The following is a 23908-nucleotide window of genomic DNA, read 5'->3' as shown; positions in this document are numbered from 1 at the left end:
ACAAGGCGGCCGAGATGGCCCATGGCGGCTGGCAGGCCGTCACCGCGGGGGCCGAGGCCGCGGACCGCGCGCTGGAGCTGATCGAGGAGGCGCTGGACCGCGCCGCCGCCGGAAGGACGCCATGAGGGCGCCGGGCTTCTGGGACAATCCGCCGGAGGCGCCGGGCTGGCAGGCGCGGCTGCTGGCGCCGTTCGGCGCGCTCTATGCCGCCGGAACGGCGCGGCGGCTGGCGCGGGGCGGGACGGGCCATGCCGCGAATGTCCCGGTGATCTGCGTCGGCAACCTGACGGCGGGCGGCGCGGGGAAGACGCCGACGGTGATGGCGCTGGTGCAGATGCTCACGGGCCGGGGGCGGGCGGTGCATGTCGTCTCGCGCGGCCACGGCGGGCGGCTGGAGGGGCCGGTCCGGGTGGACCCCGCGCGCCACGGTGCCGCCGACACCGGGGACGAGCCGCTGCTGCTGGCCGCCTTCTGCCCGGTCTGGGTCGCGCGGGACCGGGCCGCCGGGGTGCAGGCGGCCGAGGCGGCGGGGGCGGAGGCGGTGATCCTCGACGACGGGTTCCAGAACCCGGCGGTCGCCAAGGCGCTGTCGCTGGTGGTCGTGGATGCGGCGCAGGGCTTCGGCAACGGCCGCGTCCTGCCCGCGGGGCCACTGCGCGAACCCGTGGTGCAGGGCCTCGCCCGCGCCGACCTGCTGCTGAGCCTCGGAGGGCAGGACGCACAGGAGGCGTTCCGCCGCCGGTGGGGCGCCGACATCGCCGTGCCGCACCTGACCGGCGCGGTGCGCCCGCTGGCCATGGGCATGGACTGGGAGGACCTGCGCGTCCTGGCCTTCGCGGGCATCGGCCGCCCGGCCAAGTTCTTCGCCACGCTGGCTGCGGAGGGGGCCGTGCTGGCCGCGACCCGCGCGCTCGACGACCACCAGCCGCTGACGACCGCGCTCCTGACCCGGCTCGAGCGCGAGGCGCAGGCGCTCGGCGCGCAGCTCGTCACGACGGAGAAGGACGCGGTGCGCCTGCCCGATGGTTTCCGCCCCAAGGTGCTGACCCTGCCCGTGCGCCTGACTTTCGACGATCCCGCCCCGCTCGAGACGGCGCTGGACCGGCTGGGTCTCTCGCCGCCTAGCGCGCCTTCAACTCCTCGGTGAAGCGGATCTCCTCGGTCTCGCCGGTCAGCCGCGCGCGGTAGACCGGCAGGCTTTCGGCGACCCGCATGATGTAGTTGCGGGTCTCGTCGAAGGGCACATGCTCGATCCAGTCGACCACGTCGACATCGGGCGAGCGCGGATCCCCCAGCTCCTCCATCCAGCGCAGGGGCCGTCCCGGCCCCGCGTTGTAGCCGGCCGAGACCAGCACCACGTTGGCGCCGAACCGTCCGATCAGCTCGGCCAGGTAGGCCGTGCCGAGGGTCGCGTTGTAGGTCGGGTCGGAAAACAGCCGGTCGCGCGAGAAGGGCAGGGACAGCTTGCGCGCCATGTCCTTCGCGGTGCCGGGCATCAGCTGCATCAGCCCCCGCGCGCCGACGCCCGACGAGACGCCGGCGTTGAACTCGCTTTCCCGCCGGGCGATCGAAAGGGCCAGTTCGCGCGGGACCGGCATGTCCGGCACGCCCAGCTCGACCACCGGGTAATAGGGGCGGGGCAGGGTCAGCCCGACCGAGGCCGCCTGCTTGCCGATCATCAGCGCCAGGTGCGGCTCGCCCAGCTTCGTCGCAAGGTCGGCCAGCGTGCCCAGCTCGCGGCCGTCCAGCGTCTCGCCGAGGTGGACCATGAACCGCTCGGCCAGGTCGCGCTCTCCGGCGGCCTGGAGCAGCAGCGCCGCCTCCAGCACCGACGAGCTGCGGAAGGCGGCCTGGTCCAGCGGCGGATAGACCTCCTCGCCGGTCAGGGTCGGGTCCATCGGCAGGCCCGCCCGCTCGGCCGCGAGCAGGCCGTAGAAGCTGGTCTGGTACTCGGCCCCGAAGGCATAGGCGTTGGCTGCGCCTTCGGCATCGCCCATCGCCTCGTGGGCGCGCCCCTCCCAGTAGCCCGCGCGCCCCAGGCTGATCGGCGTGGCGACCGCCGTGCGGAACTTCTGGAAATGCCGGAGCGCCCCGGCGGGATCGTCGAGATAGGTCAGCTGGATATAGCCCGACAGCCATTCGAGATCGGCGAAGTCCGAACCCTCCTCCAGCCAGTGCGACGACGCGACGGCATAGGCGTCCTCGACCTTGCCCTCGCGCATCAGCGCCCGCGCCAGGTCGCGGCGGCGGGGCGCCCAGACCTGCGGCTGGCCCAGCAGCGCGGCGGTGGCGCTGCGTTCAAGGATCAGCGCCGCCGCCTCCGCGTCGCGGCCCTTGGCGTGGCGCCAGCGGAACCGCTCGAAGGCGAGGCCGGGGTCGGACTGGAGCGCGGGCGGCACCCTGGCGATCAGCGTGTCGATGCCGGGGCGGTCGGCGCGCAGGGCCATCCGCGCCTCGGCCAACGCGGTCTGGCCCGGATCGTCGAGCCGCGTCAGCATCCGCCGCGCCGCCTGCGTCGCGCCCTTCCACAGCATCGAATCGAGCCGCGCCTGGTGCAGCGGCGCCAGCATCTCGGGATAGTAGCGCAGCAGCACCAGCTCGGCCTCCGCGGTCATCGGCCGGTCGACCCAGGCCAGGGCCGCCTCGGCCTGGGCGTCGCCCTCGGCCCCGATGCTGCGGAAGGCGTTGACCAGCGAGATCACGCCGTGGCCGGTCTGCGGCGTGGTGTCGGCGAAGAAGGCGATGACGTCGGGGGCGTCGCCGACATGGGGCAGGGCCTCTTCGCTCTTTTCCTTCAGGTAGGGCAGGCCGGGCCAGTCGGGGCGGCGGCGCAGGAAGGACTTCACCTCCTCGAAATCGCCAAGACCCGCGCGCAGGCGGTGCCACTCGATGATGTCGCGCCCCACCGGCCCGGCCCGCGTTCCCGAGGCCAGCGCCGCCGTCCAGTCGCCCTTGCGCAGTTCCGCCATCGCCTGGGCAAGGCCGAGCGCCACGCCGCTCGCCGGCGGACGCTGGGGCGAGGGGGCCGTCTGCGCGGTCAGCGGCGCGACGGCGGTGACGGCGACGACCGCCAGGGCCAGGAGGAGGTTCAGAAGGCTCGATTGTTTCATGGCGCGCAGACTATGGCGGTGTGTCCGGGAGGCAATACACAAACTTGGCAATCCCGGGAACTGCCGCTAGGGTCCGCCGCGCATCGAACGGGGCAATCCTGCCCGGCAAATCTGAAGGAAGCGTGTCATGTTCAAAGGGTCCTATGTCGCTCTTGTCACGCCGTTCAAGGACGGCCAGCTGGATCTGGACTCGCTGAAGAAACTCGTGGACTGGCACATCGCCGAGGGCACCCACGGCCTTGTCCCCGTGGGGACAACCGGCGAAAGCCCGACCCTGACCCATGCCGAGCACGAGAAGGTGGTCGAGGTCGTGGTCGCCCAGGCCGCGGGCCGGGTGCCGGTGATCGCCGGCGCAGGCTCGAACAACACGACCGAGGGGATCCGGCTTCTGAAGCACGCCGCCTCCGTCGGGGCCGACGCCGCGCTGGTGGTCACGCCCTATTACAACAAGCCGACCCAGGCGGGGCTGATCGCCCATTACACCGCGCTGCACGACGCCGCCGAGATCCCGATCATCATCTACAACATCCCGCCGCGCTCGGTCATCGACATGTCGCCCGCCACCATGGGCACGCTGGCGAAGCTGCCGCGCATCGTCGGCGTGAAGGACGCGACCGGCGACATCACCCGCGTCTCGGCCCAGCGGATCACCTGCGGCAAGGACTTCATCCAGCTCTCGGGCGAGGATGCCTCGGCCCTCGGCTACAACGCCCACGGCGGGGTGGGGGCGATCTCGGTCACGGCGAACGTCGCGCCGAAGCTCTGCGCCGAGTTCCAGGAGGCGACGCTGGCGGGCGACTTCGCCAAGGCGCTGGAGTACCAGGACCGGCTGATGCCGCTGCACACCGCGCTGTTCCTCGAGCCGGGTCTGGTCAGCGCCAAGTACGCGATGTCGCTCCTCGGGCTCTGCAGCGACGAGGTGCGCCTGCCGCTGGTCGGCCTGTCCGACGACGCCAAGGATGCGGTTCGGGCCGCGATGCAGCACGCGGGCCTTCTCTGAGCGCGCCGGGGCGGCCTCAGGGCTGCCCCGACCGCCGCCGCCGCGTCTCCTGCTGCGACGTCCGGAGGCTGCGCATCACCTCGACCAGCATCGCGGTCATCAGCCCGAAGTTCAGCAGCCCGTTTGCCGCCGCCATGCCGCCGAGCAGCCGCCACGCCCGCGGCAGCAGCACGTCGCCGAAGCCGAGCGTGGTGAAGGCGACCAGCGAGAAGTACACGGATTCCTCCAGGTGCGCGAAGACCCCGAGTCCGCGCAGCACCAGCGCCCAGAGCCAGACGCAGACGGTCATCAGCGCCAGGGTCCAGATCACCGAAAGGCACAGCACCAGCATCTGCCGCGGCCCGTGGGGTTCGCGGTGCAGCCAGGCGGCGTGGCGCGCCAGCAGCGTCTCGAGCGCCCAGTAGGCGGCGCCGCCGACGGCCACGGTGACGAGGATCACGGCGGTGCCGAGCGCGATCTGCAAGAACATCCCCCGATCCTCCCCTTCCACGGGCCCCCGGCTGGACTTGTGGCTGTTCCTCCCTTATCTCAGGGCGGTCATGGCAAGCAAAGACGACAACGCGAACTACAAGATCATCGCCGAGAACCGGCGGGCCCGGCACGACTATGCCATCGAGTACGACATCGAATGCGGCATCGTGCTGATGGGGTCCGAGGTGAAGTCGCTGCGCGTGAACTCGGCCAACGTGGCCGAAAGCTATGCCGCGGTCGAGAACGGCGAGCTGTGGCTCGTGAACAGCTACATCGCCCCCTACCTCAACGCCAAGACCTGGGGCCACGAGGACCGGCGGCGGCGCAAGCTGCTGGCCTCCAAGCGCGAGCTGGCCCGGCTCTGGAACGACACCCAGAGGAAGGGCATGACCATCGTGCCGCTGGTGATGTACTTCAACCACAAGGGCCTGGTGAAGCTGAAGGTCGGCGTCGCCAAGGGCAAGCAGAACCACGACAAGCGCGCCGACGCCGCCAAGAAGGACTGGCAGCGCCAGAAGGCCCGTCTTCTGCGCCACGATGCTTGATGCGCGGCGGGTTCGCCACGATGCTTGATGCGCGCCGTGTGCGCCGCAACGCCTGAGACTCCCCCGCGCCACTTGTCGGCCTTGCCAGCGCACCGCCCCCGGTTTACCCAACCCTCAGCACGAGAGGCGGCGAGGCGGAGGCCATGGCTTACGACGATCCCACAACGCTGGTGTCCACGGACTGGCTGGCGCAGCACCTGAACGATCCCGACCTGCGCGTCCTCGACGCCAGCTGGTACCTGCCCGACCAGAACCGCGACCCGAAGGCCGAGTACGAGGCCGCCCATATCCCCGGCGCCCGCTTCCTCGCGCTGGAGGACATCTCCGACAGCCGCTCCTCCCTGCCGCACATGGCGCCCGCGCCCGAGAAGTTCGTGTCGCGGATGCGCGCCCTCGGCATCGGCGATGGCCACCAGGTGGTGGTCTACGACGGCGCGGGGCTCCAGTCGGCCGCGCGGATGTGGTGGCTGTTCCGCCTGATGGGCAAGACCGACGTCGCGGTGCTGGACGGCGGTTTCCCGAAATGGCAGGCCGAGGGGCGCGCGGTCGAGGATCTGCCGCCCGTGGTGCGCGACCGCCACATGACCGTCAGCCGCCAGAACCAGCTGGTGCGCGACGTGACCCAGGTCGCCGCCGCCGCCAAGCTCGCCGATCACGAGATCATCGACGCCCGCGCCGCCGAACGCTTCCGCGGCGAGGCGCCCGAACCGCGTCCGGGCCTCCGGGCGGGCCACATCCCGAAGTCGCGCAACGTCCCCTACAGGACGCTGCTGAACCCCGATTCCACGATGAAATCGCCCGCCGAGCTTAAGGCGGTGTTCGAGGCGGCGGGCGTCGACCTGTCGCGCCCCGCCATCACCACCTGCGGCTCGGGCGTGACGGCGGCGATCCTGTCGCTCGCGCTCGAGATCCTCGGCCACCGCAACCACGCCCTCTACGACGGATCCTGGGCGGAATGGGGCATGTACAACGACCTGAAGGTCGCTACCGGAGAAGCCTGATGCTCGAAACCCTGAAACCGCAACCCGCCGACAAGATCCTGGCGCTGATGCAGGCCTTCCGCGAGGATCCGCGGGCCGACAAGATCGACCTCGGCGTCGGCGTCTACAAGGATGCCGAGGGCCGGACGCCGGTGATGCGCGCGGTCAAGGCCGCCGAGAAGAAGCTCTGGGAAGAGGAGCAGACGAAAAGCTATACCGGCCTCGCGGGCGATCCGGCCTATGGCGAGGCGATGCGCGGCCTGATCCTCGGCGATGCCGTGGCGGCCGACCGCGTCTCGGCGGCGGCGACGCCCGGCGGCACCGGCGCGATCCGCCAGGGGCTGGAACTGATCCGCCTGGCCGCGCCCGGCGCGAAGGTATGGCTCTCGGCACCTACCTGGCCGAACCACCCCTCCATCGTCCGCTACCTCGGGATGGAGATGGCGGAATACCGCTACTTCGACGAGGCGAGCCGCGGCGTCGACTTCCTCGGGATGATCGGCGACCTCCAGGCCATCGCCGAGGGCGACGTGGTGCTGCTGCACGGCTGCTGCCACAATCCCACCGGGGCCAACCTGACGCTTGAACAGTGGGGCCAGGTCGCCGACCTCTTGGCCGCGAAGAAGGCGATCCCCTTCATCGACATCGCCTACCAGGGCTTCGGCGACGGGCTCGACGCCGACGCGGCGGGCACCCGGCTGATCGCCGCCCGCCTGCCCGAGGTGCTGATCGCCGCCAGCTGCTCGAAGAACTTCGGCATCTACCGCGAGCGCACCGGCATCCTCATGGCCATCGCGCCCGAGGCGGGGATGAAGCCCGTGACCCAGGGCACGCTCGCCTTCCTGAACCGCCAGAACTATTCCTTCCCGCCCGACCACGGCGCCCGGCTGGTGACGATGATCCTGAACGACCCCGGGCTGAGGGCAGACTGGATGGCCGAGCTCGAGGAGGTAAGGACCGGCATGCTGGCCCTGCGCAAGCAGCTGGCGGACGAGCTGCGCCAGCGCTCGAACTCCGACCGGTTCGACTTCATCGCCCACCACCGCGGCATGTTCTCGCGGATCGGCGCCAGCCCCGAGCAGGTCGAGGCGATGCGGCGCGACAATGGCATCTACATGGTCGGCGACAGCCGCATGAACATCGCGGGCCTCAACGCGAAGACCGTCCCGATCCTCGCCCAGGCAATCGTCGACGCCGGCGTCTGACGCGGCCGGGGGCCCGCCCGGGGCCCCTCCCCGCACCCCTCCCATCTTTGCTTCCCAAATATCCTGGGGTCCGGGGCAAAGCCCCGGTCCGCGGCCGGTCATGGGCGCCGACATCGGCCGGGCCGGGCGTCCCCCCGAAACGAAACGGACCGGCAGGTTTCCCTGCCGGTCCGCGTCGCCCGATGCCCGCCGGAGCGGCGATCAGGAGTGGTAGGCGCTCTCCCCGTGGGAGGTCAGGTCGAGCCCCGTCTGCTCGGCCTCCGCGGCGACGCGGATGCCGGTGATGGCCTTGGTGATGTAGATCAGCACCAGCGAGCCGATGCCGGACCAGACGATGGTCACGAGCACGCCCTTGATCTGCGCGAAGATCTGCGCGCCCATGGTGCCCGCCTCGACCACGAAGCCGGTGCCGCCCAGCGAGGGGGCGCAGAGGATGCCGGTCATGATCGCGCCGACGATGCCGCCGATCCCGTGCACGCCGAAGACGTCGAGGCTGTCGTCGTACTTGAAGCTCGACTTGATCGTGGTCACGAAGAAGAAGCAGACCGGCGAGACGATCAGGCCCAGCACGATGGCGCCCACCGGGCCGGTGGTGCCGCAGGCCGGGGTGATCGCGACGAGGCCCGCGACCATGCCCGAGGCGGCGCCGAGGCCCGAGGCCTTGCCGCGCACCATGCCTTCGACCGCGCACCAGGCGACGACGGCGGCGCCGGTGCAGACGAAGGTGTTCAGCATCGCCAGGGTGGCGTTCGCCGTGGCTTCGAGGTTGGAGCCGGCGTTGAAGCCGAACCAGCCGACCCACAGCATCGCCGCGCCGACCATGGTCAGCGTCATCGAGTGCGGCGCCATGTTGTCGCGTCCGAAGCCGACCCGCGGCCCCAGCACGACGGCCCAGACGAGGCCTGCGATACCGGCGTTGATGTGCACCACGGTGCCGCCGGCGAAGTCGATGGCGCCCCAGTTGAAGATCAGGCCCGAGCCGTCCCAGACCATGTGGGCGATCGGGAAGTAGACGAAGGTGACCCAGAGGATCATGAACAGCACGATCCCCGAGAACTTCGCCCGCTCGGCGAAGGCGCCGACGATCAGCGCCGGGGTGATGGCGGCGAAGGTCATCTGGAAGGCGATGAAGACGTACTCGGGCAGGACGATGCCGTCCGAGAAGGTCGCGGCGGTGGTGTCCATGCTCACGCCCGCGAGGAACAGCTTGCCGAGGCCGCCCCAGTAGGGCGAGGTGCCGCCGCCGAAGGCGAAGGAATAGCCCCAGAGCACCCAGACGATCATCACGACCGAGGCGATCAGGGTGCACTGCATCAGCACCGACAGCATGTTCTTCGACCGCACCAGGCCGCCGTAGAACAGCGCGAGGCCCGGAATGATCATGAACAGCACGAGCAGCGAGGAGGTCATCATCCAGGCGACGTCGCCCTTGTCGATGACATCGGCCGCCGCGGCGGCCTCGGCGGTGGCGGTGGCGTCCTGCGCGAGGGCAGGCAGGGCGGCGGCGGCCAGGACGGCCGTGAGGCCCGCCAGTGTGTTAAGGTTTCTCATCTTGCTCATTTCCCCTTCAGCCTGAGCGTCACAGCGCGTCTTCGTTGGTTTCGCCGGTGCGGACGCGCACGGCGCTGTCCACGTCGAGGACGAAAATCTTGCCGTCGCCGATCTTGTCGGTCTTGGCGGTGGTGGCGATGGTCTCGACCACCTGGTCGGCCATCGAGGCGCTGACCACGATCTCGAGCTTCACCTTGGGCACGAAGTTCACCGCGTATTCGGCGCCGCGGTAGATCTCGGTGTGCCCGGACTGGGATCCGAAGCCCTTGATTTCCGTCACCATCATGCCGCGCACGCCGATGGTGGTCAGGGCTTCGCGGACCTCCTCCAGCTTGAACGGTTTGATTGCTGCAATGATCAGTTTCACATCTGTCCCCTTCCGTTCGGCGCAAGCAGAGTCCCGCGCACCCTTCATGCACCGCAACAGGCGCATCGGGGCTTTGCCGCACAAGCTTGCCGGCGCCTTCGGGGCGGGCGCTGCATGCGCTCTTGCACAATTTTTGCACAAACGACGGGCTGCGACTAAAAATAAGGCGGGCTGGAAAAAGCAAAGTTGAACGGTTGCGGTCTCCCCTTTTGGTGACGCCGCCTGTAGTCTCTGCTGCAACAGCAAGAAGAGACAGCAGCAGAGACTGGGGACAGGCATGGCCGGATCGGGCCCGAGAAAACCGCTGGTGGCGGACCGGCGGCGGCCGACGAAGACGGCCGCGAAACCGCAGCCCCGGCGCAAGGCGCGGGCGACTCCGCCGCGCAAGCGGCGCGGGCCCCTCGGCCTGATCGGGGCGCTGTTCCGCTGGATCTTCCGGCTGACCTTCCGGCTGGCCTTCCGCACCGCGCTGGTGATCGCGCTGCTGGTCGGGGCCGGGGTGTTCTACTACTACACCACGCTGCCCCCCGTGACCGAACTGCTCGACGCCCGCGCCAAGGGCTCCGTCACCCTGCTGGACCGCGACGGCAAGACCTTCGCCTGGCGGGGCGAGCAGTACGGCGGGCAGATCACCGCCGACAGCGTCTCGCCCTACCTGAAGCACGCGGTCGTCGCGACCGAGGACAAGCGGTTCTACAAGCATTTCGGGGTGTCTCCGCGCGGCGTCGCGGGGGCGATCCGCATCAACCTCGCCGAGGGGCGGGGCCCGCTTTCTGGGCATGGCGGTTCGACCATCACCCAGCAGACGGCGAAGCTGCTCTGCATCGGCGTGCCCTACGACCCCGCCAAGTGGAAGAACGAGCGGGAATACGAGGCCGACTGCCGCGAGGGCTCGCTCTGGCGCAAGATCACCGAGGCCACCTATGCGCTGGCGATGGAGGCGAAATACACCAAGGACGAGATCCTCACGATCTACCTGAACCGCGCCTTCCTCGGTGCCGGGGCCCGCGGGTTCGAGGCGGCGGCGCAGCGGTACTTCGGCAAGCACGCCGCCGACGTGGACCCCGCCGAGGCGGCGATGCTGGCGGGCCTGCTGGTGGCGCCGACCCGCTATGCGCCGACGAACGACCTTGAACGCTCCCAGGGCCGGGCGCAGGTGGTGATCGGCCTGATGGAAGAGCAGGGCTATCTGACGAGGGAACAGGCCGACAGGGCGCGCGCCAATCCGGCGACGCTGTCGGAAGCGGCCGAGGCGCGGGCGGGCGGCTATTTCGCGGACTGGGTGATGGAGGCCGGCCCCGATTTCCTGACCCGCGACACGACCGAGGACGTGATCCTGCGCACCACCTTCGACCCGCGCCTGCAGCGCGCGGCGGAAAGCGCGCTGGTCGACATCTTCAAGACCAAGGTCAAGGAAAGCTCGAAGGCGCAGGCCGCCATCGTGGTGATGAGCGCGGACGGCGCGGTGCGCGCCATGGTGGGCGGACGCAAGCTGAAGGGCGTCGCCGGGCAGTTCAACCGCGCGATCATGGCCAAGCGGCAGACCGGTTCCGCCTTCAAGCCCTTCGTCTATGCCACGGCGCTGGAACTTGGCTACAACGCCAACGACATGGTGATGGACGAGCCGCTGACGCTGAACGTGCCCGGCTCGGGGCCGTGGTCGCCGAAGAACTACGACGGCAAGTACCGCGGCCGGGTGACGCTGACCGAGGCGCTGAAGCATTCGCTGAATACCGCCGCCGTGCGCGTCTCCGAGGCGGTGGGCCGCGAGAACGTGCGCAAGGTGGCCGAGGATTTCGGGATCAAGAGCGACCTCGCCGCCGGTCCCGCGCTGGCGCTCGGCGCGTCGGAATCGACCCTGCTGGAGATGACCGGCGCCTATGCCGGGATCCTGAACGGCGGCACCTCGGTTCGCCCCTACGGCCTGCTGGAACTGCGGCTGAAGGGCGACGAGACCGCGCTGATCGGCCAGGACGGCGGGCTGGGCGAGCGGGTGATCTCGGAGAACGCGGCGCAGCAGCTTATCTACATGATGTCCGAGGTCGTGAACGGCGGCACCGGCACCCGGGCGAAGCTGGCCGGGCACGAGGCGGCCGGCAAGACCGGCACCACCCAAGCGGCGCGGGACGCGTGGTTCGTGGGCTTCACCGCCGATTACGTCGCCGGCGTCTGGATGGGCTACGACGACAACACGCCGCTGACCGGCGTCACCGGCGGCGGCCTGCCCGCCGAGATCTGGCACGAGGTGATGACCCGGGTCGAGGAGGGGCTGCCGGCGCGGCCGCTGCCGATGCGCCGCCCGCCCCCGGTGGTCGCCCAGCCCGACGTCTATCCCGCGCAGAACGGCGACGCGACGGCGAACTCGGGCAACGTGGCGCCGCAGCCGGTGCCCCAGCCCGTGCCGCAGCAGCGCGAGCCGGATCTGGCCGAGCGGATCCTGAACCAGGTCCTGGGCGGCATCCTCGGGCGGCGCACGGACTGAGCGGCGACGATCAGTCCGTGATGCCGACGTCCTGCGGCGTGGTCACGGTGTTCGCCGCGGGATCCTTCGGGCAGATGTCGTACTTGAAGGCGAATCCGTCCCAGACCAGGATCAGCCCGCCGTCGCTGGCCTGCATCAGCATGGCGCGGCGGGTCCATTCGGTGTCGGCGGACTTGCAGGCCATGTCGTAGAGCACGGCGTTCATGTCGCGCACGTTGGTGGCGCGGGTCATGTCGCAGACCGCCTCGACCCCGGTGAAGGTGTTGCCTTCGATCTCGATCACGCCGCCTTCCGCCCCGGTCACGGTGCAGTCCGAGGTCGGCGCGGGCTTGTAGCGCCCGTCGAACGGGCTGGCGGGCGCCGCGGATGCAACGGCCAGCGTGACGGCGGCGGCCAGTGCCAGGCGGCACGGGATCTGGGACAGCATGTTCGTCCTCGCGGATGACCCCCGGCCTCCCGCCGGGTCCGCGCAGCCTACACGCTTTCCGGCCGCATGGAACAGCACCGTGTCGCGCGGCCGCGGGACATGGACAATCGCCCGCGATCCGTCGGATTCGACACATTTCGGCCCGCGTGACGCCGGAGAAGTAGGGAAATTACCACTTGCATGAGTCGTCCCCCATGCAGCATCGTCCAGCCGGCGGCACGGATCTGCGCCATCGGACGTGTCGGCGGCGCCCCGCCGCGCGACCGGCGCACGGCGCGATCCGATGGCGACCCGACCTTTTTGGATGACTTGAAGACATGCGACCTCAGAGCACAGTGGCCGGACAACGGGAACTCGCATCGGTTCGGGCCCAGAGCCGGAGGCTGTTCTGGACCGTCGCGATCTTCAGCTTCTTCGTGAACCTGCTGATGCTGACGGGCCCGCTGTTCATGCTCCAGGTCTACGACCGCGTCCTCGGCAGCCGGTCCGAGGCGACGCTGCTGGGGCTCTTCGTCCTGATGGGCTTCCTGTTCCTTATGATGGGCGTGCTCGACTTCGCGCGGGGCCGGATCCTGGCGCGGATCGGGGCGAAGTTCCAGTCGACGCTGGACCGCCGCGTGTTCTCCGCCATGGTCCGCAAGGCCACCATCGCCCCCGACCGCGAGGATGCCGTCACCAACAACCTGCGCGATCTCGAGGCGGTGCAGCGCCTGCTGTCCTCGCCGGTGCTCACCGCGGCCTTCGACCTGCCCTGGACGCCGGTGTTCCTGGCCGGGATCGCGCTGTTCCACCCCTGGCTCGGAATGCTGGCGGTGGGCGGCGGCGCGATCCTGGTGTTCGTGGCGATCCTGAACCAGGTGATGACGGTGACGCCGGTGTCCCGCGCCAACCAGGCCACCCTCCGGGCCGAGCGCATGGCCGAGCAGATCCGGATCGAGGCCGAGCTAGTCCGCTCTCTAGGGATGCAGGATTCGACCTTCACGCGCTGGCAGAAGCTGCGCGGCGCCTCGCTGGCCGACACGATCTCGGCCAGCGACCTCGGGGGCACCTTTTCGGCGACCACCAAGACGTTCCGGCTGTTCCTGCAATCGGCGATGCTGGCGCTCGGCGCCTACCTGGTGCTCCAGCAGCAGATGACGCCGGGCGGCATGATCGCCGCGTCGATCCTGATGGGCCGCGCCCTGGCGCCGATCGACCTGGCCATCGGCCAGTGGCAACTGGTGCAGCGCGCGATGGAAGGCTGGAAGCGGCTCGCCCTGCTGCTGAGCATGGTCCCGCAGGAGCAGCCCCGCACCGCCCTGCCGCGCCCCCAGGCCCGCCTTTCCGTCACCCAGGCGACGATCATCCCCCCGGGCGAGCAGCAGGCCGCGGTCCGCATGGTCAGCTTCGATGTCCTGCCGGGCGAGGCGGTGGGCGTGATCGGCCACTCCGCCTCGGGCAAGTCCACACTGGCACGGGCGCTGGTCGGGATCTGGCGGCCCTCGGGCGGCAAGATCCGGCTCGACGGCGCGGCGCTGGACCAGTACGAGCCGGACGTCCTGGGCAAGCACATCGGCTATCTGCCGCAGCGGGTGCAGCTGTTCGACGGCACCATCGCCCAGAACATCGCCCGCCTGCTGCCGGACGCGAAGGACGAGGACATCGTGCTGGCCGCGAAGAAGGCCGCGGCGCACGAGATGATCCTGAAGATGCCCGACGGGTACGACACGCTGGTCACGCCTTCGGGCGGCCGCCTCTCGGGCGGGCAGATGCAGCGCATCGGCCTGGCGCGGGCGATGTTCGGCGACCCGGTGCTGCTGGTGCTGGACGAGCCGAACTCGAACCTCGACAACGAGGGGTCCGAGGCGCTGAACGAGTCGATCCGCCAGATGAAGGCGGAGGGCAAGTCGGTGCTGATCATGGCGCACCGCCCGGCCGCGATCAAGGAATGCGACAAGCTGCTGGTCCTGGAGCAGGGCATCCGCCGCGCCTTCGGTCCCCGCGACGAGGTGCTGCGTGAAATGGTGAGCAACCACAAGGAACTGACCGGCGCGACGCCGATCAAGGCAGGCGTGCAATGAGCGAGAAGAACGGCTGGTCCGCGACCCGTCCCGTGCTGTTCGGGCTGTTCGCCCTCGTGGTTCTCGTCGGCGGCTTCGGCTCGTGGGCGGCGCTGACCACCCTGTCGGGCGCCGTCATCGCGGGCGGCCAGATCGAGGTCGAGAGCAACCGCCAGGTCGTCCAGCATCCCGACGGCGGCGTGGTGCAGGAGATCCTGGTCGAGGAAGGCGATACCGTCACCCGCGGCGAGGTGCTGATCCGGCTCGACCCGACGCTGCTGCTGTCCGAGCTGAACGCGGTCGAGGGCCAGCTGTTCGAGCTGATGGCCCGCAACGCCCGCCTGCTGGCCGAGCGCGACGGCGAGAAGGAGGTGACCTTCGACGACGAGCTTCTGGAGGCCGCAAGCCTGCGCCCCGAGGTCGAGGACCTGGTCGAAGGCCAACGCCGGCTGTTCGAGGCGCGCAACGTCTCGGTCGCCAAGGAGATCGAGCAGCTGGGCCTGAAGCGCAAGCAGATCGCGAGCCAGGTGGAAGGCATCCGCGCCCAGCAGGCCGCGCTGCAAACCCAGCTCGGCCTGATCGAACAGGAGCTGGAAAGCCAGCAGTCCCTTCTGGACCGCGGGCTGGCGCAGGCGAGCCGGGTGCTGGCGCTCCAGCGCGAACAGGCGCGGCTGAGCGGCAGCGTGGGCGAGCTGACGGCCAACGCGGCCGAGGCCGAGGGGCGGATGACCGAGATCGACCTCCAGATCCTCAAGCTCGACACCTCGCGGCGGGAAGAGGCGATCTCGCAGACCCGCGACCTGACCTACCGCGAACTGGACCTTGCCGAGAAGCGGCGCGCCCTGAAGGAGCGGCTGAGCCGGCTCGACATCACCGCGCCCGTGTCGGGGGTGGTCTATGGCCTGAAGGTCTTCGCCGAACGTTCGGTGATCCGGCCCGCCGACCCGCTGCTCTTCATCGTGCCGCAGGATCGCCCGCTGGTGATCGCCGCCCGCGTGGCGACCAACAACATCGACCAGGTGCATGTCGGCCAGGACGTGATCCTGCGCTTCTCGTCCTTCGATTCGCGCACCACGCCCGAATTCTTCGGCACCGTCACCAAGCTTTCGGCCGACGCCTTCGTCGACGAGGCGTCGCGCGGATCCTTCTACCGCGCCGAGATCCGGCTGAAGGACCACGAGCTGGACAAGCTGCCGCGCAACCTGTCGCTGCTGCCGGGCATGCCGGTCGAGGCGTTCCTGCGCACCGAGGACCGGACGCCGATCGCCTACCTCGTCAAGCCGCTTGCGGACTATTTCGCCAAGGCGTTCCGGGAAAGCTGAGACACCCTTTCGCCGGGCCGTCGCCTGGCCTAGTCTGCGCGCGAACCACACCGCGACGCGAAAGGGATCCCATGTCCGATTACGAAACCCGCCTGGCCGACCTGGGCGTGACCCTGCCCGAAGCGCCGATGCCGGCGGCGAACTACGTCCCCTATGTCGTGGCGGGCGACACGGTCTATGTCTCGGGCCAGATCTCGCAGGACGAGAACGGGCTGATCACCGGCAAGCTGGGCGCCGACCTGGAGGTGGAGGCCGGGGCGAAGGCCGCGCGGCGTTGCGCGATCAGCCTGCTCGCCCAGCTGAAGGCGGCCTGCAACGGCGACCTCGACCGGCTGGTGCGGGTGGTCAAGCTGACCGGCTTCGTCAACTCGACGGCCGACTTCACCGACCAGCCCAAGGTCATCAACGGCGCCTCCGATTTCCTGGTCGAAGCCTTCGGCGACGCGGGCCGCCACGCGCGGTCCGCCGTCAGCGCGGCTTCGCTGCCGCTGGGCGTCGCGGTGGAAATCGAAGGCATCTTCCAGATCAGATGAGGGCGCTTCCCCCGGGCTTCCTCGACGCGCCCTTCGCGCACCGTGGGCTTCACGACCGCGCCGCGGGCCGTGTCGAGAACAGCCGCGCCGCCTTCCGCGCCGCGATGGCGGCGGGCTATGGCATCGAGGTTGACGTGCAGCTGACCGCGGACGGGCAGGCGGTGGTCTTCCACGACGCCCGGCTGGACCGGCTGACCGGCGAAACCGGCCCGGTCAACGCCCGCACGGCGGCCGAGCTGGGCCGGATCGCGCTGACGGACGGGGGCGAGACGGTGCCGACGCTGGCCGAGGTGCTGCACCTCGTGAACGGCGCGGTGCCGCTGCTGGTCGAGGTCAAGGACCAGGACGGCGCGCTCGGCCCCGATGTGGGCCGGCTGGAGCGGGCGGTGGCCGAGGCGCTGGCGGGCTATGGCGGGCCGGTGGCGGTGATGTCCTTCAACCCCCACGCCATCGCCGCGATGGCGCGGCTTGCGCCCGACATCCCCCGCGGCCTGACCACCTGCGCCTTCGATCCCGACGACTGGTCGCTGCCCGCGGACACCTGCGCGCGGCTGGCCGAGATTGCGGACTACGACCGCACCGGCGCCTGTTTCATCAGCCACGAGGCGAAGGATCTGGGCCGTCCGCGGGTGGCCGGGCTGAAGGGGCAGGGTGCCGCGATCCTCTGCTGGACGATCCGCAGCCCCGAGGCCGAGGCCGCGGCGCGGCGCGTCGCCGACCAGATCACGTTCGAAGGCTACGCCGCCGCCCTGCCTTGAATTGCCGCGCTGCCGCGCCACCTCAGGCCCAAGGCAAGGAGTTGCGGACGCAGATGAGCGAAACGCAGATCGAACTGAACGTGCTGGCCTCCCTGGATCAGGTCGAGGCCGCCGACTGGGACGCCTGCGCCTGCCCCGAGACCGAAGATGGCGGGCGGGCGCTGGACCCGTTCACCACCCACCGCTTCCTGAAGGCGTTCGAGGACAGCGGCTCGGTCGGGCCCGGCACCGGATGGCAGCCGCGGTACCTGGTGGCGAAGGCGGACGGAATGGTGATCGCCTGCGCGCCGCTCTATGCCAAGGGCCACAGTCAGGGCGAATACATCTTCGACCACAACTGGGCCCATGCCTATGAACGAGCGGGGGGGCGCTATTATCCGAAACTCCAGATGGCGGTGCCCTTCACCCCGGTCACCGGCCGCCGCTTCCTCACGCGGCCCGGCTGGTTCGAGACCGGCACCGCCGCGCTGGTGCAGGGGGCGGTGCAGCTGGCGTCGGAGAATCGCCTGTCGTCCCTCCACGTCACCTTCTGCACGGAAGAAGAGGTGGAGGCGGGCAGGCAGATGGGGCTTCTGCACCGCACCGGCCAGCAGTTCCACTGGGAAAACCGCGGCTACGGCAGTTTCGACGACTTCCTCGGCGATCTCAGCTCGAGGAAGCGCAAGAACATCCGCAAGGAACGCGCCACCGCCCAGGGCTTCGGCGGCGAGATCGTGCAGCTGACGGGCGAGCAGATCGAGCCGCAGCACTGGGACGCCTTCTGGCGCTTCTACCAGGACACCGGCGCGCGGAAGTGGGGCACGCCCTATCTGACGCGAAGGTTCTTCAGCCTCGCCCACGAGCGGCTGCGCGACGACATCCTGCTGATCTTCGCCATGGACGGCGCCCGTCCCGTGGCCGGCGCGCTGAACGTGATCGGGCGCGAGGTGCTGTACGGCCGCTACTGGGGCTGCATCGAGGATCACCCCTGCCTGCACTTCGAGGCCTGCTATTACCAGGCCATCGACTATGCCATCGCCCATGGCCTGAAGCGGGTCGAGGCGGGGGCGCAGGGCGAACACAAGCTGGCCCGCGGCTATCTGCCGTCGCCCGTCCATTCGCTGCACTGGATCGCGGACGAGGGATTCGCGCGGGCGGTGGAGGACTATCTGACGGCGGAACGCGCGGCGGTGGACGACGAGATCGAGGTGCTGACCAGCTACGGCCCCTTCCGCAAGACCATGAGCGAGGATGCATGACCGACAGGCTGACCGACACCGCCCGGGCCGAGGGCCTGCCGCCCCTGCTGGCCGCGGGCTGGACCCACGACGGAGAACGCGACGCGATCTCCAAGACCTACGAGTTCAGGAACTTCATCGAGGCCTTCGGCTTCATGACCCGCGCCGCGCTCCATGCCGAGAAGCTGAACCACCACCCCGAGTGGTCGAACGTCTACAGGACGGTGAACGTGACGCTGACCACCCACGACGCGGGCGGGCTTTCGATGCTGGACCTGAAGCTCGCCAGCCGCCTCGACACGCTGGCGAAATAGAAAAAGGGGGGACGACCGGCGTCCCCCCTTCGCCTGTTACAGCGTGCCGAGGATCGCCTCGCCGCCCGAGACGTCGCAGACGCCGGGCCCTTCTTCCCTGTGCAGCGTCTTCACCACGCCGTCCTCGACCACCATGGCATAGCGCGAAGAGCGCGAGATCAGCCCGGCGGGAGGCGCGGTGAAGTCCATGCCGATCGCGGTGGTGAAGGCGCTTTCGGGATCGCCCAGCATGGTGATCCCGGCGGCGGTCGCCCCCGTCGATTCGCCCCAGGCCTTCATCACGAAGGGATCGTTGACCGAGATGCAGATGATCTCTTCCACGCCCTTTTCCATCAGCTGGTCCTTGGTGCGCACGAAGCTCGGGACATGGGCCGAAGAGCAGGTGGGCGTGAAGGCGCCCGGCACGGCGAAGATCACGACCTTGCGCCCGGCCGTCTTCGAGGACAGCGGAACGCCTTCGGGGCCGTTGTCGCCCAGCCGGACGAGAGTCGCATCGGGAAGCCTGTCGCCTTCGGAAAGTGCCATGGGTTTTCTCACCTCGCTGGATTGAACCTGTCTTCGCGATGGTTATAGGCTCGCGCCGGAAGAACGCCAGCGGTTCGGAGGCACATGTCGCACATCATCGCCATCGGGGGCGGGCAGGCGGGATCGTCGCTTGTCGCGAAGCTGCGCGCCCTCGGGTTCGACGGCCGCCTGACGCTGGTCTGCCGTGAACCGGTGCCGCCCTACCAGCGCCCGCCGCTCTCCAAGGCCTACCTGATGGGCGAGATGGAGGAGGCGCGGCTCTACCTCCGTCCGGAAAGCTTCTATGCCGACAAGGAGATCGACCTGCGCCTCGGCCAGCCGGCGACGGGGATCGACCTTGCCGCGCGCACGCTGCGCCTCGGTGACGAGGTGCTGTCCTACGACCAGCTGGCGCTGACCACCGGATCCGTCCCCCGCCGCCTGCCGGCCGGGATCGGAGGCAACCTCGCCGGGGTCTACGAGGTCCGCACGCTGTCGGACGTCGACGGGATGACCCCGGCCTTCGCCGCGGGGCGCAAGGTGGTGATCGTCGGCGGCGGCTACATCGGGCTCGAGGCCGCGGCGGTCGCGGCGAAGCTGGGGCTGCAGGTCACGCTGCTGGAGATGGCGCCGAGGATCCTGCAGAGGGTGGCCGCGCCCGAGACCTCGGACTTCTTCCGCGCCCTGCACCGCGCCCACGGCGTCGACATCCGCGAGGGCGTGGGGCTGGAGACGCTTCTGGGCGAGGACAAGGTGACGGGCGCGCGGCTGTCCGACGGGACCGAGATCGAGGCCGACTTCGCCATCGTCGGCGTCGGCATCGCGCCGTCGACGCAGCTGGCGCTGGCGGCGGGGCTTACGGTCGAGAACGGCATCGTCACCGACGTCTACGGGCGCACCTCGGATCCGGCGGTCTGGGCGGCGGGGGACTGCGCCTCGTTCCCGGTGAACGGCACGCATATCCGGCTGGAATCGGTGCAGAACGCCATCGACCAGGCAGAGCAGGTGGCGGCGAACATGCTGGGGGCCGATACGCCCTACGTGCCGAAGCCGTGGTTCTGGTCCGACCAGTACGACGTGAAGCTCCAGATCGCGGGGCTGAACACCGGCTACACCCGCGTTGTCGTGCGACGGGGCGAGGAGGGCGCGGTCAGCCACTGGTACTACGGAGGCGAGCGGCTGCTGGCGGTGGACGCGATGAACGATCCCAGGAACTACATGATCGGCAAGCGGCTGATCGAGGGCGGCAAGTCGCCCGCGCCCGACGTCGTCGCCGATCCGGCCACCGACATGAAGGCGCTGCTGAAGGCGTGAGGATCATCGGCGGCAGGATGCGCGGCACCCACCTGGCCGCCGTGGGCGCGGGCGATGCGGCGGCGCATTTGCGCCCCACCACCGACCGGGTGCGCGAAAGCCTGTTCAACCTGCTGGTCAACGGTGCCCATGCCATCGACTTCGACGGCGCGCGGGTGCTGGACCTGTTTGCCGGGACCGGCGCGCTGGGGCTCGAGGCGCTGTCGCGCGGCGCGGCCTCCGTCACCTTCGTGGACCGCGGCGCGGCGGCGCGGAAGCTGGTCGCGGCGAACATCGCGAAATGCCGGGCGGGCGACGTGGCGCGCCTGCTGAACCGCGACGCGACCCGCCTGCCGCCCTGGCAGGAGGCGCCCCACGATCTCGTCTTCCTCGACCCGCCCTACGGCACGCCGCTCGGCGCCGCGGCCCTGGCCTCGGCCATGGCGGGGGGGTGGATCGTCCCCGGCGCCACCGTGGTCTGGGAGGACGACCGCGCCCCGCTGCCGCCCGCCGGTCTGGCGCTCCTCGACCAGCGCAAGTATGGCTCGACCGTCATCACCCTTCTGAGGACGGACCCCGATGCCTGAGCCCCGCCCCGATCTCGTGATCTTCGACTGCGACGGCGTGCTGGTGGACAGCGAGCCGATCACCAACCGCCTGCTTGTCGCCAACCTCGCCCGCCACGGCCTGACCCTGACCGAGGCGCAGGTCGAGACGATGTTCGTCGGCGGCACCATGGCGGGCGTGGGCGAGCGGGCGAGGGCCGCCGGTGCCGCCCTGCCCGACGACTGGCTGACCTCGATGTACGAGGAGATGTATGCCGAGCTGAGGAAGGGCGTGCCGCCGATTGCCGGGGTGGTCGACTTCCTCGATGCGCTGGATGCGGCGGGGGTGCCCTATGCCGTCGGTTCGAACGGCAGCGAGGAGAAGATGCGGATCACGCTGGGACAGACCGGCCTGATGGAGCGCTTCCGCGGCCGGATCTACTCCGCCCACACCCTGCGCAAGGCGAAGCCCGACCCGGCGCTCTATCTCCAGGCGGCCCGCGACCTCGGGATCGCGGCCGGGCGCTGCGCGGTGATCGACGACAGCCCGGCCGGCTGCACTGCCGGGGTGCGGGCGGGGATGAAGACGCTCGGCTTCGCGGAAACGACGGACCCCGCGCGCCTCGTCGCGGTCGGCGCGACGCCGGTCGCCAGCATGGCCGAGGCGGCGCGGATGCTGGGGTTCGCGATCTGAGTTTGCGTGCGGAGCGATCCGCGCTATCCTTCGCCCATGACCGTTCTCGCCCCACCCCTGTTGCGGTGGATCGCCGCCGCGACTCCCCGCGCCGAGCGTGCGATCGCGCAGCCTGCGCCGCGCGGCAGGGGTTCGCCGGTGCTCATGGGGGATATCCTGAGCCACCGGAACGGCCGCCCGGAGCTGCTGATCCGCTGGGAGGAGGAGCGCGCGCGCGGGACGCGGGATCAGAAGGTCTGGTAGAACTTCCCGGCGGGCGAGGTCGTGAACAGCTCGCAGCCGTCCGCCGTCACCCCCACCGAATGCTCGTACTGCGCCGACAGGGACTTGTCCCGCGTCACCGCCGTCCAGTCGTCGGCGAGGATCTTCGTCTCGGGACGGCCGAGGTTGATCATCGGCTCGATGGTGAAGAACATGCCTTCCTCCAGCACCGCCGCCGTTCCGGGCCGCCCGTAGTGCAGCACGTTCGGCGGGGCGTGGAACACCCGGCCCAGACCGTGACCGCAGAAGTCGCGTACCACCGACATGCGGTGGGATTCCGCGTAGCTCTGGATCGCGTGGCCGATGTCGCCGAAGGTGTTGCCGGGGCGGACCATCTCGATCCCCTTCATCAGGGCGTCGTGGGTCACCTGCAGCAGCCGCTCGGCCTTGCGGCCCAGCTTGCCCGCGACGTACATCCGGCTGGTGTCGCCGTACCAGCCGTCGACGATCACGGTCACGTCGATGTTCAGGATGTCGCCGTCCTTCAGCACCTTGTCGCCGGGAATGCCGTGGCAGACGACGTGGTTCACGCTTATGCAGCTGGCGTGCTGGTAGCCCTTGTAGCCGATGGTGGCCGAGGTCGCCCCCGCCTCGTCGACCCACCGGGTGATCAGGCGGTCGAGCTCTCCTGTGGTCTGGCCGACCGTGACATGTTCCGCGATCCGGTCGAGCAGGCGCGCGGCAAGCTGTCCGGCGGCACGCATGCCGTCGAAGTCGCCGGGTTCGTAGATGCGGATGCCGTCCTTCGTCAGGCGGCCACGGCTGGTCTCGTCCATCGGTGTTCCGTTCGCTTTCAGCCCATAAATAGGGCCTGGCGCCCCTTTCTACCACCCCCGACGGGGTTGCAAGGCCATTTCCGGGCCGTAAGGTTGACCTTGGGTCACACTGTGGAGAGGCGGAAGATGGCGCGATGGACGGTTCTGGTTCTGATGGTGGCGGTGCCGTCCATGGCCGTGGCGCAGGACGATGCCGCCTGCCTGGCCGAGATCCGCGCCCTGTTCGACGGGCCGCTCGACCCCTTCCGGCGCCCGCCCTTCCGGCAGGTGCAGGAAAGCTACTCCCCCGACGGCACGCTCGTCAGCACGTCGGACACGATCGTGGAAAGCCCCGTGCGCCAGATCAGCGGTGTGCGCGGCAGCGGGCAGTACATGCTGATGATCGGCCGCGATGCCTGGATGGGCACCTCGCCCGAGGGGCCATGGACCCCGATGGGCCAGATGATGACCGAGGACATGGAAGCCGCGCAGCGCCAGGTGCCGCAGAGCATGGCCGCGAACCTGACCGAGGTGGACTGCCCCGGCCTGACCGAGACGCCCGAGGGGCCGCGCCTGGTGTATCGCTACCGCACGAAGGTGGATCCGCACCCGGCGCGCGGCAATTCGTGGTGGGGCGCGAAGGAGGAGGTCTGGCTCGACCCCGGGACCCGCCTGCCGGTCCGGTGGGAGACGACCGAGCACGTGGCGAGCTGGCAGGAGGGGATGACGATGGACCGGAACGTGTCGACCCTGACCTATGACGATGCCCTGAAGGTGCCCGACCCGGAGTGATCCCTAGAGGCCCGGCACCTCCACCGGCAGCGGGCGGCCCAGCCGCACGCCCATGGGGTCGATCCGGGTGTCGTAGCACAGCATCTCCACCCCGGAGTGTGCCGCCGCGGCGAAGGCCGCCGCATAGCCCGGGTCGAGGTCGCCCGCCATCCTGAGCCGCGCGCAGTCTGTGCGCTGCACGAGGTACAGCATCACCGCCCGGTGCCCCTGTGCCGCGACCTCGACCAGCTCGCGCAGGTGCTTCGCGCCGCGCTCGGTCACGCAGTCGGGAAACTCGGCCCAGTCGTCCTCGCGCCTCAGGTGGACGTTCTTCACCTCGACATAGGCGTCGGGCAGGCCGGGTTCGGTCAGCAGGAAATCCACCCGGCTGCGGGTGCCATAGGCGACCTCGGGGCGGACCCCGCCATAGCCTGCCAGGGGCGCGATCTGCCGTGCCTCCAGCGCCTCGCGCACCACCCGGTTCGGCACGGCGGTGTCGATCCCCGCCCAGTGGCCGTCGCCGAATTCCACCAGCCGCCAGCCGTGGCGCAACTTTCGGCGCGGATCGTCGTTGGGCTCGAGCCAGACGCGCAGGCCCGGGTCCTTCAGCCCCAGCATCGCGCCGGGGTTGGGGCAATGGGCGCGCACGGTTTCGCCGGTGTCGAGCACGGCCTCGCAGAGGAAGCGGTTCCAGCGGCGCAACAGGCGTCCGGGAACGAGGGGTGTGGGAAACAGCATGGCGCCTGCGCTATCAGAACACGCCG

The 23908-nt window shown here is 69.9% G+C and carries 24 protein-coding genes; 16 read left to right on the top strand and 8 right to left on the bottom strand.

Annotation, left to right across the window (positions count from 1 at the left end; genetic code table 11):
- Positions 1 to 121: 121 nt before the first annotated feature.
- Positions 122 to 1147 (top strand): tetraacyldisaccharide 4'-kinase, encoded by a 1026-nt coding sequence (gene lpxK, locus A7B20_RS04535; RefSeq protein ID WP_102107373.1) that lies wholly within the window; start codon positions 122 to 124, stop codon positions 1145 to 1147.
- Here lpxK and A7B20_RS04530 read toward each other — a convergent pair.
- On the bottom strand, positions 1122 to 3110 hold the full coding sequence (locus A7B20_RS04530; RefSeq protein WP_102107372.1) for a lytic transglycosylase domain-containing protein: 1989 nt from the start codon (positions 3108 to 3110) through the stop codon (positions 1122 to 1124). The two genes, lpxK and A7B20_RS04530, sit on opposite strands and share 26 nt — an antisense overlap.
- Before the next feature lie 127 nt (positions 3111 to 3237).
- Here A7B20_RS04530 and dapA point away from each other — a divergent pair, with 127 nt between their 5' ends.
- Positions 3238 to 4110 (top strand): 4-hydroxy-tetrahydrodipicolinate synthase, encoded by an 873-nt coding sequence (gene dapA, locus A7B20_RS04525; protein ID WP_102107371.1) that lies wholly within the window; start codon positions 3238 to 3240, stop codon positions 4108 to 4110.
- A 16-nt stretch (positions 4111 to 4126) separates the two neighbouring features.
- Here dapA and A7B20_RS04520 read toward each other — a convergent pair whose 3' ends face one another.
- A complete protein-coding gene (locus tag A7B20_RS04520; RefSeq protein WP_102107370.1) occupies positions 4127 to 4579 on the bottom strand; it encodes an ion channel in 453 nt (150 codons plus the stop codon).
- Positions 4580 to 4649: 70 nt separating this feature from the next.
- Here A7B20_RS04520 and smpB point away from each other — a divergent pair, with 70 nt between their 5' ends.
- The 3 genes from smpB to A7B20_RS04505 all read left to right on the top strand — a co-directional run bounded on the left by smpB (position 4650) and on the right by A7B20_RS04505 (position 7311).
- Positions 4650 to 5126: an SsrA-binding protein SmpB gene (gene smpB / locus A7B20_RS04515; RefSeq protein WP_102107369.1), complete on the top strand. Its 477-nt coding sequence runs from the start codon at positions 4650 to 4652 to the stop codon at positions 5124 to 5126.
- A 143-nt stretch (positions 5127 to 5269) separates the two neighbouring features.
- Positions 5270 to 6127: a 3-mercaptopyruvate sulfurtransferase gene (sseA, locus tag A7B20_RS04510; protein WP_102107368.1), complete on the top strand. Its 858-nt coding sequence runs from the start codon at positions 5270 to 5272 to the stop codon at positions 6125 to 6127.
- Positions 6127 to 7311: an amino acid aminotransferase gene (locus A7B20_RS04505; RefSeq protein WP_102107367.1), complete on the top strand. Its 1185-nt coding sequence runs from the start codon at positions 6127 to 6129 to the stop codon at positions 7309 to 7311. The genes sseA and A7B20_RS04505 overlap by 1 nt, the downstream gene beginning before the upstream one ends.
- A 201-nt stretch (positions 7312 to 7512) precedes the next feature.
- On the opposite strand, the gene A7B20_RS04500 is transcribed toward A7B20_RS04505, so the two are convergent.
- Positions 7513 to 8862, bottom strand: a complete 1350-nt coding sequence (locus A7B20_RS04500) for an ammonium transporter (RefSeq protein WP_102107379.1) — start codon at positions 8860 to 8862, stop codon at positions 7513 to 7515.
- Positions 8863 to 8890: 28 nt separating this feature from the next.
- On the bottom strand, positions 8891 to 9229 hold the full coding sequence (locus tag A7B20_RS04495) for a P-II family nitrogen regulator (RefSeq protein ID WP_102107366.1): 339 nt from the start codon (positions 9227 to 9229) through the stop codon (positions 8891 to 8893).
- A 277-nt stretch (positions 9230 to 9506) separates the two neighbouring features.
- Between A7B20_RS04495 and A7B20_RS04490 the strand changes: the two genes are divergently transcribed.
- The gene (locus tag A7B20_RS04490) at positions 9507 to 11711 is read left to right on the top strand and encodes a transglycosylase domain-containing protein (protein WP_102107365.1); all 2205 of its coding nucleotides are present in this window, start codon (positions 9507 to 9509) and stop codon (positions 11709 to 11711) included.
- 10 nt (positions 11712 to 11721) lie between these two features.
- On the opposite strand, the gene A7B20_RS04485 is transcribed toward A7B20_RS04490, so the two are convergent.
- Positions 11722 to 12138 carry a hypothetical protein gene (locus tag A7B20_RS04485; protein ID WP_102107364.1) on the bottom strand — a complete coding sequence of 139 codons (417 nt, stop codon included), beginning with the start codon at positions 12136 to 12138 and terminating at the stop codon, positions 11722 to 11724.
- 317 nt (positions 12139 to 12455) lie between these two features.
- On the opposite strand from A7B20_RS04485, the gene A7B20_RS04480 reads away from it, so the two are divergent.
- From A7B20_RS04480 to A7B20_RS04455, 6 genes are all read left to right on the top strand, one after another.
- Positions 12456 to 14198 carry a type I secretion system permease/ATPase gene (locus tag A7B20_RS04480; RefSeq protein WP_102107363.1) on the top strand — a complete coding sequence of 581 codons (1743 nt, stop codon included), beginning with the start codon at positions 12456 to 12458 and terminating at the stop codon, positions 14196 to 14198.
- Complete coding sequence (locus A7B20_RS04475) at positions 14195 to 15499, top strand: HlyD family type I secretion periplasmic adaptor subunit (RefSeq protein WP_102107362.1); 1305 nt, start codon at positions 14195 to 14197, stop codon at positions 15497 to 15499. The genes A7B20_RS04480 and A7B20_RS04475 overlap by 4 nt, the downstream gene beginning before the upstream one ends.
- Positions 15500 to 15570: 71 nt before the next feature.
- The gene (locus tag A7B20_RS04470; RefSeq protein WP_102107361.1) at positions 15571 to 16032 is read left to right on the top strand and encodes a RidA family protein; all 462 of its coding nucleotides are present in this window, start codon (positions 15571 to 15573) and stop codon (positions 16030 to 16032) included.
- On the top strand, positions 16029 to 16790 hold the full coding sequence (locus A7B20_RS04465) for a glycerophosphodiester phosphodiesterase family protein (RefSeq protein WP_102107360.1): 762 nt from the start codon (positions 16029 to 16031) through the stop codon (positions 16788 to 16790). Before A7B20_RS04470 ends, A7B20_RS04465 begins: the two co-directional genes overlap by 4 nt.
- A gap of 53 nt (positions 16791 to 16843) precedes the next feature.
- On the top strand, positions 16844 to 18028 hold the full coding sequence (locus tag A7B20_RS04460; RefSeq protein ID WP_102107359.1) for a GNAT family N-acetyltransferase: 1185 nt from the start codon (positions 16844 to 16846) through the stop codon (positions 18026 to 18028).
- Positions 18025 to 18321 (top strand): 4a-hydroxytetrahydrobiopterin dehydratase, encoded by a 297-nt coding sequence (locus A7B20_RS04455; protein ID WP_102107358.1) that lies wholly within the window; start codon positions 18025 to 18027, stop codon positions 18319 to 18321. The genes A7B20_RS04460 and A7B20_RS04455 overlap by 4 nt, the downstream gene beginning before the upstream one ends.
- 36 nt (positions 18322 to 18357) lie before the next feature.
- On the opposite strand, the gene A7B20_RS04450 is transcribed toward A7B20_RS04455, so the two are convergent.
- On the bottom strand, positions 18358 to 18846 hold the full coding sequence (locus A7B20_RS04450; RefSeq protein ID WP_102107357.1) for a peroxiredoxin: 489 nt from the start codon (positions 18844 to 18846) through the stop codon (positions 18358 to 18360).
- An 84-nt stretch (positions 18847 to 18930) separates the two neighbouring features.
- On the opposite strand from A7B20_RS04450, the gene A7B20_RS04445 reads away from it, so the two are divergent.
- The 3 genes from A7B20_RS04445 to A7B20_RS04435 are packed head-to-tail and all read left to right on the top strand — an operon-like array spanning position 18931 to position 21357.
- Positions 18931 to 20139, top strand: a complete 1209-nt coding sequence (locus A7B20_RS04445; RefSeq protein ID WP_102107356.1) for an NAD(P)/FAD-dependent oxidoreductase — start codon at positions 18931 to 18933, stop codon at positions 20137 to 20139.
- Complete coding sequence (rsmD, locus tag A7B20_RS04440; RefSeq protein WP_102107355.1) at positions 20136 to 20705, top strand: 16S rRNA (guanine(966)-N(2))-methyltransferase RsmD; 570 nt, start codon at positions 20136 to 20138, stop codon at positions 20703 to 20705. The genes A7B20_RS04445 and rsmD overlap by 4 nt, the downstream gene beginning before the upstream one ends.
- Positions 20698 to 21357 carry an HAD family hydrolase gene (locus tag A7B20_RS04435; RefSeq protein ID WP_102107354.1) on the top strand — a complete coding sequence of 220 codons (660 nt, stop codon included), beginning with the start codon at positions 20698 to 20700 and terminating at the stop codon, positions 21355 to 21357. The genes rsmD and A7B20_RS04435 overlap by 8 nt, the downstream gene beginning before the upstream one ends.
- Positions 21358 to 21584: 227 nt before the next feature.
- On the opposite strand, the gene map is transcribed toward A7B20_RS04435, so the two are convergent.
- A complete protein-coding gene (gene map, locus A7B20_RS04425) occupies positions 21585 to 22394 on the bottom strand; it encodes a type I methionyl aminopeptidase (RefSeq protein ID WP_102107352.1) in 810 nt (269 codons plus the stop codon).
- A 126-nt stretch (positions 22395 to 22520) separates the two neighbouring features.
- Between map and A7B20_RS04420 the strand changes: the two genes are divergently transcribed.
- On the top strand, positions 22521 to 23165 hold the full coding sequence (locus tag A7B20_RS04420) for a hypothetical protein (protein WP_102107351.1): 645 nt from the start codon (positions 22521 to 22523) through the stop codon (positions 23163 to 23165).
- Between the two features lie 3 nt (positions 23166 to 23168).
- Here A7B20_RS04420 and sfsA read toward each other — a convergent pair whose 3' ends face one another.
- Positions 23169 to 23882, bottom strand: a complete 714-nt coding sequence (sfsA, locus tag A7B20_RS04415; protein WP_102107350.1) for a DNA/RNA nuclease SfsA — start codon at positions 23880 to 23882, stop codon at positions 23169 to 23171.
- Positions 23883 to 23908: the final 26 nt, after the last annotated feature.

The sequence above is a fragment of the Oceaniglobus roseus genome (assembly GCF_002869745.1).
GTDB classification, from domain to species: Bacteria; Pseudomonadota; Alphaproteobacteria; order Rhodobacterales; family Rhodobacteraceae; genus Oceaniglobus; species Oceaniglobus roseus.
Note: the sequence above shows the minus strand (reverse complement) of the source record. Positions and strands in the feature narration are given on the sequence as shown.